This window comes from Paraburkholderia sp. FW306-02-B, from assembly GCF_058782725.1.
Genome location: NZ_JBYSXZ010000001.1, coordinates 76081 through 88281 on the forward strand (window position 1 = coordinate 76081; position 12201 = coordinate 88281).

Below are 12201 nucleotides of genomic sequence, written 5' to 3' on the forward strand. Positions count from 1 at the left end.
TGACCGACGCCGGCGACACTATGCGCAAAAGTCTTGGCAAAGGTGACGAATGCAACTGATCGTGTCGGGAGTTTTGAGCGGCTGTTGACGAAGGCGATAAGACGTTGGAGCGGCTGAACTGTCGCACTACCCAGCGACCGCACATGGCCGACCTCTGCCTCACGCGATCCGCATGTGCAGCACGAGCCCGGCGGTCGGCACCGCGCGACCCCAAAAGCGGACAGTCTGGCGAGACCCGCTACAAACTTTTCAGAAGATTGTCGATTTTCGATCATCAGCTTCGTCGTCAGGTTATTCACACCCAAAGGATCTCCCATGAAATACCTCGGCTTGGCCTACTTCACCCCCGATAAATTCGCCGCGATGGCGCCAGACGACGTCAAGAAATTGGTGAGCCAATGCCCCGCATTGGACGACAAGATGCGGGCTACCGACAAGGTACTGATTTCCGCATCGCTTGGCGATCTGGACAACTGGAGGACGCTCCGCCCGCGCAGTGGCAAGACGCACGTCACCGATGGGCCCTATACCGAGTCGAAGGAAGTCGTGGGCGGCCTGTTCATCATCGAGGCGGATACCCATGACGAGGCGTTGCGCATCGCCTCCATGCACCCGGCGGCCACGCTGGGCGAAGAAGGTGGATGGGTCGTCGAGCTTATCCCCGTGGATTTCTACTGGTCCCGATGAGGGCTTGGACGCGTGTCTCAAATATGCGTTGGGGCTCTGTTCTCCTCAAACACCTTCACGGCTTCGTGAGTCATCGCGACAATGCTACTTCTGGGCCGAGCGGCGACGCCTGTCGACCCAAGGCAGCCCTTCCAATTGCTTGAGAACGGACATTCGGAAACCCTACAGAGTTGCTCCCATCTGGCGTGCGCGTCCCTTGCATTGGCTTGCCATCCACAGCATGAACCACCCAAGTCCGCCAAGAAATATCTCTAACAGCACCATTCCGCCTATCAACATGAACAGGGTGTCTCGATGACGAATTAGCGATATTGAGCCGCCGAAAATCGGGAGAAGAATGAGAATCCACCCGAACAATCGAAGCCACTGTGCATTTAATAGCTCTTTCTCCCCGGGCCTAGACACTATCTCGGCGAACTGCAATCGGGTGATCCCTGACGCCTTGGCATTTCGCCACCGTAACCATCTGAATATCGCGGTCGCTACCACAACGAAGATGAGAGCGGACACCCGATCATAATTGTGCACATTTGCGCTCATACGTGGACCTTAAACGCGGATCGTACTGCCTCATGCAAACCGCATCGGCGGCTCGACCTGCCTCGGTGTCGATCGACAAAACGCGACCCAAAGCCGACCGGGAGGCCGCCACAATGCGGTCATTCAAAGGTGGCTGCCTGGCTGCCAGACTCACCGTCGAGTTGATGGCCTGCAAACTAGCGACTAGTTGCGAACTCAGCGTAGGGAAAATTACTCGCGTCTAAAACTGAGAATAGCCCTTCCTATTGGATTTCCTGATACTAACGGATTCGGCATCCAGGCCGTACTGACATCGAGCGTGTCTCCATCAAGCTTGTAGAATCGTTCCTGCTCAGTGCCGTTCCAGGCTTCATTCCAAGATGAGTCAATCTTTGTGATGAACCTATCCCCATCTATCCGATACCGTCCTGTATAGGACATCACCGTACGGAAAAGTGCCACCAGTTTCTCATCTGTATTCCCTGGCTCCCGCGCCTTTGCGGTAACTAGTACCATCATTCGCCCACCAGAGCCGAAAATGAGGTACCCATTGGGGTCGGCGCCCCACGGTTGAGTGCGCTCCTTTGAATCCTGAAGCTCAGTATCAAAAGAAACCAACCGCCAGCAGCCGTGGAGCTTTGTGTCGCGCTCAGACATATTCCCTCCTGTAGTGGTTCGACTAAATGTACCCACCTGTCGAATGTTGGGTAAGTTGCCATGCAAATTGCAATAACACCATCAAATTCGCGGGATGCGCCACGGACCGCTAATGGCCGAACTAAGCCCGATGCTAGATCGACTCACCCTGAGGTTCGACTCAGGTGCACCATCGTTTTAAGCTGGCCAACCTCGATTCCGCGGAGATTGCAGAGCCTTGGATTGTCCCAGCGGGAGAGAGCCGAGACGTTTCCATCGTCGACGAGCCCGATTTCCCTCAAGACGGCGACCGCGCTTGCGTAAAGCGCTGACAGGTCGCCATCAGCAATCTTGATGGCGATTCCTAAACCAAGGCTCTTAACCCCGATTACGTATGTGCCGTCTACGCCCACCTTTCCGACACAATCTCCAGATGTTGCTCGCGCAATCGCCAGGTCACAGCGGCCGGTCCCTGAAACCATCTCCGGGTGCGCTGCCATCGTCGCGAAGATCTCGGACAATATGGCGTCTTCTTTTGCGCTACTTCCCGATGCACCAGAAGCCAGTCGAGCCCACATCATCGCAAGGCGAGACAGCGGCATGCCAATGTTAGGTACGCTGCATCCGTCCGTGCCAAACCAAAGCTCTGACGTCCGCAGCCCAGATAGCCGTTCGATCTCCCGGACGATGTCTTGCTGTAACGGGTGACTGTCCGTGACGTAGTCAGTGTGATCGTGACCGTGCATGCAGCAATACCCTAAGAATCCAGTATGCTTCCCTGAACAGTTGTTGTGTCGTTGATCAAAGCGACTTCCAGAAGGCGGCAAATTGTCTTCGCCATACTGAATCGGCAAATGGACCCCGCAGAGTAGATCCCGCTCCAACAATCCAATCCTCGACAGCATCGAGCTAACCGCTGCTACGTGGGAATCTTCGCCTGAATGGCTTCCGCACAACAGCGCAACTTCCGAGGCGGAAAATCCAAAATGGGATGGGCCGTGATCCCGCACAAACGGAATCGCTTGAAACGGCTTAATGGTCGAGCGAGAGAATGCGTAGACATCCGGGTCTCCAGCCCATGCGAGCAACGAACCTTGGGCATCTGTGATTGCGATCGACCCCCAGTGACTGCGCTCGACGTGACCATTGCGCGTCGCGGTAGCTACCTTCGGCGTGTATCCCTGCTCCTGCAATTGCCGGATGCCTGCAAGGAGTTCGAGCGGCCGGCACTGACGACGGGCGATGTTCTCGGCGAGACTCATGATGAATGCATCCTCGTCGCTGACATTCACAACCATCGCCGGGATGGTGGTTTCGCCGAGTGAACGGAAAGCCTTCAGGCGGCCTTCGCCGCACACGAGCAGATACTTCTCGACACCATCCTCAGTGGCGCGCGGCGTGACCTTGATTGGTTTTTTCAGGCCGATCGCCCTGATGTTGCCGACGATTTCGTTGAAGACGCGATTGTTACGCTCGCGAGGATTAATGACCTCGATCTGGTTGACCGGAATCATCCGGACCTCGCCGGTTTGTTGCTGCGGATTCATGCCACCCTCCGGAGACGGGCCCGTTCGGCCATGCCGTAGAGATAATCGAGCGTGTCAAAATGGTAACTCTCGAACTCAATCCTGTTCTGGTCGGCGAGGCTGATGCGCGGCTGGCCGAAATCCAGGCGCGGCAGGAGGTAATAATCGAGCGCTGCCGAATTCGCGTGGTCGAGCCTAACGGCTATGCGCGGATCAGGCTGCCGAATCTGTACATGTAAACGGAGCTTGATGGCATGCCATCAGTTTCGTCGATAACCAGGCCGGACAGGAATCCACGATTGCGGTACAGGTTACGCAGACGCTCGATGAGCTCCTCATTCGAATAGCGCCGGGCGCGCGCCCGCATGATGCCCTGTGCTGTGTAAAACACTTCGCTTGGCACGATCGACTGGAATGCACCTTCCTTCCGGATCCACATGTCCGGTGTATTCACGACGCGCATTTTCTTGAGCTTGAACGACACGCGGTTGTAGACGTTGTTGCCGATGTATTTCTCGTTGGTCAGTACCTCCCGAACAGTTGCTCGTGTCCATTCCCGATCGAGATGTGTGCGAACGCGCATGCCGTTCAGCCGGGCCGCAATTTCATATTCATTTAACGACCCGTCGATAAACCAGCTGTAGATGAGATTGACAATCCGGATTTCGCTCTCGGGCCCTGGCATGAGGATGGCGCGGTCGGTCTGCAGGCTCTTATGTTCGCCTCGCTGAAGCTCTCCCTTCATGATCCCGTGCTGATCAATGAGGACGCGGCGCAAGCCATATCCCGCCGGTCCCCCCTGCCGGAAGCCGAGCTCGATCAGCCGGCACTGGCCGGCAAACACCTTGGCTGACAATTCCCGGCTGTACTCGCCGGCCATCGCCCGCTTGACTCCTTTTACGATGGTGGACACCGGCGAGCCGTCGTTTTCGAACTGTTCAGCGCAGTAGGCAACCTGGATGCCAACACGCCGGCAGACATACTCGTAGTACGCACTTTCATCCGCGTCCTGGAATCTCCCCCAGCGACTCACGTCATAGACGAGGATCACCTGAAAATCTGCGCGACCGCTTTCGACGTCCTTGATCAGTTGCTGCAGCGCCTGCCGCCCGTCGATACGCAGACCGCTTTTACCCTCGTCAGCGTAGGTGCGAACGATCTCGAGACCGCGCCGCGTAGCGTACTCACGAATCCTGTCGCGCTGGTTCTCCGTCGAGTATTGCTGGTGCTCGGTCGACATGCGAACGTATTCGGCCGCCCGTACCGAAGAGGTCTGCAAGACGACGGCATCGCCTGTGTGATCGAGTAACACGGTCCTGCTCCAGCCAGCGTCGAACCCCGCTCCCTCAACCTCCGCGTGCGGCGGGGCGCCGGACGATGGAGATTTGACCTGATATGCCGGCGCACATTTTGTGCGGCGGCGTTTGATTGATAGCGGGTACAAGGCAAAGGTAGCAGGCTCGGCGCGGAAGTCGATCACGTCATCTCTTTGCAATCACGTATGAGTGGTCCATTTGGTGCCGACAGCACCGCGATGTGCACGGTGCACGCGTTCATCTTTGCAAGACCGGTTTCGACGGCGCGGCGCAGTATGTAGAACCCCGACGCGGTCGGCCGGCAAGGCGGTGACGCGTCCATGTTTGCAACCGGGCTGGAACTTCGTCGTGCGTTCCGCTTCCGTTGCATCGCGCAATTGCGTTCCCGATAGGCTGGGTGCGTTGCGCGATATTGACGCCAGTAATCCGGGTGACGAGCGCGCCAGTTCGATTGCGCCCGCGCCTGGTTATCCCGGTAGTCGGCGTCAACGCGAAGTCTCCGCCGTTGCCAGCGGCGCCGGCGTTCACGCTGACACGCCGCGGCCGAGCAGTACCGTTGATTGGGGACCCGCAAAAGGGGATGAAACGGATTGCCGCAGGCAAGGCAAAGTCGGGGCGATTTCATGATGGCGCGGCGTGCACGCACGCTGGCATTACGCGAGAAGATGATTAGCGGGGGGGTAAAGAGCGCATCAGATCTGGTAGCGCTAAATCTCGATATTCGCCAATTCATGCAGGACGTAATTGACACCTGCACCGGGCCTGAACTACTGCGCGCGGTATGGCAAGCAATCGTTGGCCGAGCACCAGAGAATCCCGGCGAGAAATATCATCATGGAATTACAATTCTCGATCCCACCTGTGGCTCCGGAGCGTTTCTCTTCGCTGCCTTAAACGTGCTGGAGCAGCTTTACGAGGCCTGTCTCGACCGGATGGAGGGCTTCGTCGAAGACGCGTTGAAGCTTGGAAAACCGGTTGAATCTGATTTTGTGAACATCCTCGACGAGGTTGGTCGACATCCCTCGCGCCGCTACTTTATCTATAAGAGCGTGATCTTGCACAATCTCTTCGGCGTGGACATCATGCACGAAGCAGTTGAAATCTGTAAGTTACGTCTTTTTCTTAAATTAGTTTCGCAGGTCGATGCGGACAAGGAGTTGGAACCCCTTCCAGACATCGATTTTAATATTCGTGCTGGAAACACTTTGGTCGGCTATGCGACAGAGGCACAATTTGACGCCGCGAATACGTTGGCAAGTGATCAGGGGCACCGTGAACTGATCAAGACAAGCACTGCGGATCTTGCAGAGCTTTTCGGACGCTTTCGCGCCTTGCAGACGTCGCATGACGGCAAAATCACTGCCGACGACAAACGCCTACTCCGAGACAGGTTGGAGCATATCAGGCTTTCGATTGTGCTCGTTCATCGGGGCAAAGATGGCTTGTTTAGTACAAAATATAATAAATGGAATACGCATGCCCGTCCAAACCTTTTCCCGCTACTTCAATATCAACCGAATAGCGGGCAATACAATTGGGAGGGCTCAATTCCTAAAATTGGATCGGAAATCGAGCCAGAAATTTTGGCTAAATTCTCAAAGTCAGCGATGCCGATCGGCGCTGTGATTAGGCCTCGTCAGAAGCATGTCATCTATTACACACGTAAGTTAAGCGGGTTTGTCCAAATATTGAGTTTCATTCCTTCGATTACAGATGATGATGGAATTGAGCGGCCGCCGTCCGAGTTGAAGGAAATCGCATTTTCTGATCGCTTGGATGCTGAGACTGCTTTGGTTCTTCTTAACTCGAGTCTTTTCTACTGGTTCCTCACAATTTATTCGGATGTCCGAAATTTAAATAAACGAGAGGTTCTCGGATTCCCAATGGCTCGGATAGCAGTCGTGCTGCCGACTTCTCCGCAGACACCGGCCAATCGAACATTTCACGGGCGTCCGCCGCCTTTATTAGCAGTTGGTCGTCGTCCGCATTATGAGTGACTGAGAGGCGCGCAAGCATTTCAACAAATTCGGCTTCCTTCACTGATTTGATCCTCTGTGTCTCGCTGCGGGTCTCGATTGAAACGATTCTTGGGAAGCAGGCAAAGGACCGCTCCTGGCCGCATGCAGCCTGTCTACCCGCCTTCGATCCAACAGAGGCGTCCTTCGCTCCAGTTGAAAGCGAACGCTCGTTGGAGCGTCTTGTTGGCTGGGGCCGGCTTCCGCCGGGGACTGCTTTGGCGAGGGTGAACCCGGAGGTTCGGCCCCCTCTGCCTTCGATGATGCCTCTACACAGAAATGGCCCGATTGCGGTAAGCGGCAACGTTCCGCGCCCTGCTGCGTCACCACCTGTTGCGCAACTCGCGAAGCTTGAGAAACACCGTCCTGGCATCGGGTTCTTCCGGGAGATCCGGGAAGCTTTCCCGCAACCTGGCGATCACACTTGCGCTTGTGAGCCGGAAGAAGGTGTTGAACTGCTCTTCATCCTTAAGCGTGGTGACGATCGAGGTCTTCGGGTCATGACCGGCCACGCGGGGAAGCAGGGCTCGGGCAGCGGCGTTTTCCGGCTCGAGCGACAACGTGAACCTCAGATTGTTCTCGATGTAGTCATGCCCGGGGTAGATCTTCGTGTCATCCGGCAGTTTGGCGAGCTGGCCCACAAACGTGGCATACAGCTCGCTCGGATCGCCTCCGTTGTGACAATTGCCGGCGCCAGCGTTAAAAAGGGTGTCGCCGGAAAACAGCGCCGGCTGGTCGGTATGTGATCGCAGGCAGATGTGGCACATGGTGTGACCCGGCGTGTCCATGCATTCGAGTTCGACCCGCTTCCCGACTTTGATGACGTCTCCGGCCTTGACACCGCGGTCCACCCCCGCGATGCGGGCGCCGGCCTTGAAATGAGCGAGCAGCTTGGCGCCCGTGGCCGCGACCATCGCTTCGTTGCCGCCAGTGTGGTCTCGGTGCTCGTGGGTGTTGAGGATCTGGGTGATCTGCCAACCCTTGGCCTTCGCGGCGGCGAGGCACTTTTCATGGTCCAGGGGGTCGATGGCAAGCGCTTCGCCAGTTTCCGGACACGCAATCAGGTAGTTGAAGTTGCGGTAGGCATTGCCAGTCCAGATACGCTCGACGATCATCGTGTGCTCCCGACGGCTTGCTGCCGACGAACAGGCATTGGTAGCAAGCCATGTTACCGACCGGACGCCCATGGGACCGCATCGCCGCAGGCGCGACACGCAGGCTTTGATCTTCAGCTATGGTAGCAGCGGTCGTTCAACTTCTGTTGGCATTGCTCTAACCAGGACAGTCGGAGCCACGTCCCTCGGGGGTAAGGTCAAACAGGCTCCAGAGCGGTTCGATGGTACCGACGTGGCGATAATCCTGTCCGGGATCGGGCGGTTCGAAGAGGAGTTCCGCGCCCCAAAAGTGGTGGATCACTCCGCCATCTCGCCGAAACACGTTCAGCATGCCCGCTGCCGCCTCGCGCCGGTTTCAGTTCAGCGGGCCGGCGCAGCAAACTGGAGTCGCCACCGCCGCCAGCCTGGGACCGGGTCCGGCCAGCACCGGACGTCGGCACGCTCCGGCTCCTGACTTGCAGACGTGTCGCGAGCGAGTTCGTGTAACTGCAGATGCCAGGGTCATCAGGGCAAGCCGGTTCCAGCGAACCCGCCTGGAACGGCGAGGCGAAATCCACTATCGTGTCAGTTGAGGTGCATTGCACACGCGCAGGATCGCCGGGCGAGATGTCTAGCCCGGTGCCGCCGGCGACGATCGCAGGACCGAAGGTGTCCTCTGGAGGGAGCGCACTGGCTCTACTGCGCGGCGCTGCTGGCTTGTTAACGTCGAAGGACTGTACGCTCGACGCGCTCACGGTCAGTCGACCACGAATGGAGGTGTCTCATGGGCACTAAAGGTCTGCTCGTCAGGTTGGAAGTCAAGGCCGGCAACGACGACGCCATGGCGGAAGACGTCCTGCGCTCGGCTCTCGCGATGGGTCGGGCGGAAGCCGCAACGACCGCGTGGTTCGCGATCAGATTCGGGCGATCGGAGTACGGCATCTTTGACGTGTTCCCAGACGATGCCGGCCGCGAGGCGCATCTGGCGGGGCCAGTTACACAAGCACTGCTGGATGCCGGCGGCAGCGTGTTTGCCGGAGCGCCGCTGATTCAGGAGTTCGACGTCCTGGCTGACAAGTTGCCCTCAACATCATCGGGCGAGCCGGTCACGAAGGCGCTGCTCCTCACGTTCAAGGCAAAGGCGGGCCATGAGTCACAGGTCGCGCAGTTCCTTCGCGACGCGCAAGCACTCGTGGAGCAGGAACCCAAGACCGCTGCCTGGTTTGCCATCCGCTTTGACGACGATCACTTCGGCATCTTTGACGTCTTCCCCGACAACGGCGGTCGGTTTGCGCACTTGACGGGGCATGTTCCTCGGGAACTCGCCAAGCATTCGCTGTCATTGCTGGGTAGCGTGCCGGATATCGGAATGCCCGACGTGGTCGACGCAAAATGGGCCGACCAGTCTACGGGGGCGCGGTGAACGGTCAAGCAGACGGCGAACGAGGCCTGACAGGGAACCTTCCCCACAGGTTGGAATCTGCCTCCGTGTCGTATCGTTAGGGCTCAGCGAGTGAGCATCGCGTGGCGGTACTCGGCCCCGAGAGTTTTCGGGCAAGATCGTCCGTGTTCGTTGAGGGTTGTTCTTCGACCCGTTTGGGCCATTCAGCCGCGGCGCGGCTCTCGATGAGCCGCTTCCGGGCCACCATGAGCCTGTCATTCGCGAAGCATTTATCTGCGGCTGGTCGGTCTTTGCGGACGGTTGCGGATCGCGACCGATGGGGGCCAGCATCGTGACGGAACCTCCGTGCACGGATGTGTCGGGCGGTGCTTTCGACCGGTAACGCGACCGTTCGGCCCGGCCGCTGGCGGACACCCGTTGGCCGGCCGGACCACGGCCAGTCGATCTTCTAACGGGTGACAATCGCGCCTTGGCTGCCCGGGCGACCTGAATCGTGTCTTCACGCAGAGTCGACGTGATCGCGCACAGCGCCGCGCTGCTCCGTCTGCCCCAGCGGCTCGCCGAACTGCAGGGCGGCAAGCTGCGCATAGAGCGGCGAAGTCTGAAGGAGATCGGCGTGACGGCCCTGCGCGACGATGCGACCTTGTTCCAGCACGACAATGCGGTCGGCTTGTTGTACGGTAGCGAGGCGGTGCGCGATGACCAGCGTGGTGCGATTCTGCGCGGCGTTGTCCAACGCCCGTTGCACCAGCCGTTCGCTGGCGGCATCGAGCGCGCTGGTGGCCTCGTCGAGCAGCAGGATGGGCGGATTCTTCATGATCGCGCGGGCGATCGCGATGCGCTGACGCTGTCCACCAGAAAGCCGTACCCCGCGCTCGCCGAGAAACGTGTCGTAGCGTTGCGGCAGTTCTTCGATAAAGCCGGCCGCGGCGGCCATTTCGGCGGCCTGCTGAACTTGAGCGAGTGTGGCTTCGGGCGCGCCGTAGCGGATGTTGTCGAGCACGCTGCCTGAAAAGATCACCGATTCCTGCAGTACCACCCCGATTTCCCGGCGCAACTCAGCAAGCGGCACATGCCGTGTCGGGACGCCGTTGATCAGAATGCTGCCGGCCTGCGGGTCGTAAAAGCGCAGCAGCAGTTGGAACAGGGTGGTCTTACCGGCGCCGGACGGTCCGACCAATGCGACATGCTCGCCCGGGCGGACATCGAGCGAGAGGCCGGAGAGCGCGGCGATGCCGGGGCGGGACGGATACGAAAAGCTAACGTTGTCGAAGCGGATGCCGTCCCCGTGCGTCGGCAGCCGAACGGCGGCCTCGGCCTGCGCCACCGGCGAGCGCGCCGCCAGCAGTTGCAGTAGTCGCTCGGTGGCGCCGGCAGCCCGCTGCAGATCGCCCCACACCTCGGCGACCGCGCCCACAGCCCCGGCGGTGATCACTGCGTAGAGGATGAACTGGGACAATTGGCCAGCCGTCATGTGCCCGGCCAGCACCGCCTGCGCGCCTAGCCACAGGACGAAGACGATAGCCGCGAACACCAGCACGATGACCACGGCGGTCAGCCAGGCGCGCGCCCGAATGCGCGTGAGCGCCGTCTCGAATGCCGCTTCCACCATGCCAGCAAACCGCCGCGCCTCGCGGGGCTCCTGCGTAAACGATTGCACGGTCGGCATGGCATTGAGCACCTCCCCCGCCAGCGCGCTCGCGTTCGCCACCTTGTCCTGGCTCGCACGCGAGAGCCTCCGCACGCGCCGCCCGAAAATGACGATGGGTGCGACCACCACGACCAGCGTGGCCATGATGTAGCCCGACAGCACAGGGCTCGTCACCGCCAGCATCGCCAAGCCGCCGGTAAGCAGGAAGAAGTTGCGCAACCCCATAGACAGGCTGGTGCCCACCACCGTCTGGATCAACGTGGTGTCCGTGGTGAGTCGCGACAGCACCTCGCCGCTCTGCGTGGTCTCGAAGAATTGCGGACTCATCCCCAGCACGTGCTCGTAGACCGCCTTCCGCAAGTCGGCCGTGACCCGCTCGCCGAGCCACGACACCAAATAGAAGCGCAGCGCCGTGGCCCCGGCCAGTACCAGCGAAACGGCGAATAGCGCCAGGAAATAGCGATCGATGTGCGCCCGGTTGCCGCCGGCGAAGCCCCGGTCGATCAGATATTTGAACGTCACCGGCAATGCCAGGGTCGCACTCGCGGAAGTCACCAGCGCCACGAAGGCGAGCGCCCAGCGTCCGGCATAAGGGCGCAGGAAGGGCAACAGGGCGAACAGGGGACTGATACGCGGAGTAGACGGGGCGACATCTGGCATGAGGATTCCTGAGCGGCTCGAGGCTCCCCTCGATTGTGCCAGTCCTGCAGATTCGGAGTCAGTCCGCGTGCATGCTTGTCATTGATCCATGAGGGCTCATGGCTCGCTTACACCGCTGCGGACTGCGCGCCTGTCTGACTACGCGCAGGTCAGCGACCTGCTTCCACATGCTTGCTGCGACTGCGCATCCGTATCAAGATCAAGCCGCCTCATCAGGAACAAGCGACTCCCATGACACACAATCCCGACCTCGATCCTGATTCCGATCCCGACAAACTGAAAGGCGCCGGCGGCATGACGTTGCGGCAGATCCACGAACAGGTACGGAAGAGCGTCGAGCGCGACCGCGAAGCGCAGGCTGCGCACAACTCACCCGCTCCGCCGCAAAGCCGGTGGCAGCGGTGGGTGCGCTATGTATGGGGCCGCAGCGGACGTCGCTAGCCACGGTTTGATAAGGAATGTGCCGGTCGCCAGCAGGTTTCTCAGGAATTGGGCCGTATCGCCACTCAGCGCCGTTTCGCTCCGGCCAAACCGAACTTTGAACGCCCACAGGTCAGCAATGTTGCTAACGGTTTGTCGTCGACCCATGCGGTCGGCCACGATTGCCCGTTCGGGGGCAAGCGTAAATAACCGGGCCTGACCAGCCGCTGCGTGTTGGCGATCGGCAGCACACGACCCTGAGCGGCCTATTGAAT

General features: G+C 59.4%; 8 protein-coding genes and 1 pseudogene. 4 read left to right on the top strand and 5 right to left on the bottom strand.

Translation table 11 applies throughout. From position 1 onward, the window contains the following. Window positions 1–315: 315 nt before the first annotated feature. Window positions 316–687, top strand: coding sequence for a YciI family protein (locus tag AC3WOG_RS00305; RefSeq protein ID WP_171929655.1), 372 nt, complete (start codon window positions 316–318; stop codon window positions 685–687). 750 nt (window positions 688–1437) lie between these two features. On the opposite strand, the gene AC3WOG_RS00310 is transcribed toward AC3WOG_RS00305, so the two are convergent. From AC3WOG_RS00310 to AC3WOG_RS00320, 3 genes and pseudogenes are all read right to left on the bottom strand, one after another. After that, window positions 1438–1863, bottom strand: a complete 426-nt coding sequence (locus AC3WOG_RS00310; protein ID WP_492576098.1) for a lipocalin-like domain-containing protein — start codon at window positions 1861–1863, stop codon at window positions 1438–1440. A 143-nt stretch (window positions 1864–2006) separates the two neighbouring features. Next, window positions 2007–3389, bottom strand: coding sequence for an asparaginase (locus tag AC3WOG_RS00315; protein WP_492576099.1), 1383 nt, complete (start codon window positions 3387–3389; stop codon window positions 2007–2009). Beyond that, window positions 3386–4680, bottom strand: a pseudogene (locus AC3WOG_RS00320) (recombinase family protein). Before AC3WOG_RS00320 ends, AC3WOG_RS00315 begins: the two are co-directional and overlap by 4 nt. Before the next feature lie 627 nt (window positions 4681–5307). Here AC3WOG_RS00320 and AC3WOG_RS00325 point away from each other — a divergent pair. After that, a complete protein-coding gene (locus AC3WOG_RS00325) occupies window positions 5308–6681 on the top strand; it encodes a hypothetical protein (RefSeq protein WP_492576100.1) in 1374 nt (457 codons plus the stop codon). A 341-nt stretch (window positions 6682–7022) separates the two neighbouring features. Here the strand turns inward: AC3WOG_RS00325 and AC3WOG_RS00330 are convergent, their stop codons facing one another. Further along, the gene (locus AC3WOG_RS00330; RefSeq protein WP_492576101.1) at window positions 7023–7814 is read right to left on the bottom strand and encodes a hydroxyacylglutathione hydrolase; all 792 of its coding nucleotides are present in this window, start codon (window positions 7812–7814) and stop codon (window positions 7023–7025) included. Window positions 7815–8577: 763 nt separating this feature from the next. On the opposite strand from AC3WOG_RS00330, the gene AC3WOG_RS00335 reads away from it, so the two are divergent. Further along, window positions 8578–9216, top strand: coding sequence for a putative quinol monooxygenase (locus AC3WOG_RS00335; protein ID WP_492576102.1), 639 nt, complete (start codon window positions 8578–8580; stop codon window positions 9214–9216). A 478-nt stretch (window positions 9217–9694) separates the two neighbouring features. Here the strand turns inward: AC3WOG_RS00335 and AC3WOG_RS00340 are convergent, their stop codons facing one another. After that, entirely contained in the window at window positions 9695–11506 is a 1812-nt protein-coding gene (locus tag AC3WOG_RS00340; protein ID WP_492576103.1) for an ABC transporter transmembrane domain-containing protein, read from the bottom strand. A gap of 231 nt (window positions 11507–11737) precedes the next feature. Here AC3WOG_RS00340 and AC3WOG_RS00345 point away from each other — a divergent pair, with 231 nt between their 5' ends. Beyond that, entirely contained in the window at window positions 11738–11947 is a 210-nt protein-coding gene (locus AC3WOG_RS00345) for a hypothetical protein (protein ID WP_492576104.1), read from the top strand. Window positions 11948–12201 lie beyond the last annotated feature (254 nt).

Coding starts and splice junctions, on each gene's coding strand:
- AC3WOG_RS00345 (WP_492576104.1), top strand. CDS start 11,738: ATGACACACAATCCCGACCTCGATCCTGATTCCGATCCCGACAAACTG.
- AC3WOG_RS00315 (WP_492576099.1), bottom strand. CDS start 3,389: ATGAATCCGCAGCAACAAACCGGCGAGGTCCGGATGATTCCGGTCAAC.
- AC3WOG_RS00335 (WP_492576102.1), top strand. CDS start 8,578: ATGGGCACTAAAGGTCTGCTCGTCAGGTTGGAAGTCAAGGCCGGCAAC.
- AC3WOG_RS00310 (WP_492576098.1), bottom strand. CDS start 1,863: ATGTCTGAGCGCGACACAAAGCTCCACGGCTGCTGGCGGTTGGTTTCT.
- AC3WOG_RS00340 (WP_492576103.1), bottom strand. CDS start 11,506: ATGCCAGATGTCGCCCCGTCTACTCCGCGTATCAGTCCCCTGTTCGCC.
- AC3WOG_RS00305 (WP_171929655.1), top strand. CDS start 316: ATGAAATACCTCGGCTTGGCCTACTTCACCCCCGATAAATTCGCCGCG.
- AC3WOG_RS00325 (WP_492576100.1), top strand. CDS start 5,308: ATGATGGCGCGGCGTGCACGCACGCTGGCATTACGCGAGAAGATGATT.
- AC3WOG_RS00330 (WP_492576101.1), bottom strand. CDS start 7,814: ATGATCGTCGAGCGTATCTGGACTGGCAATGCCTACCGCAACTTCAAC.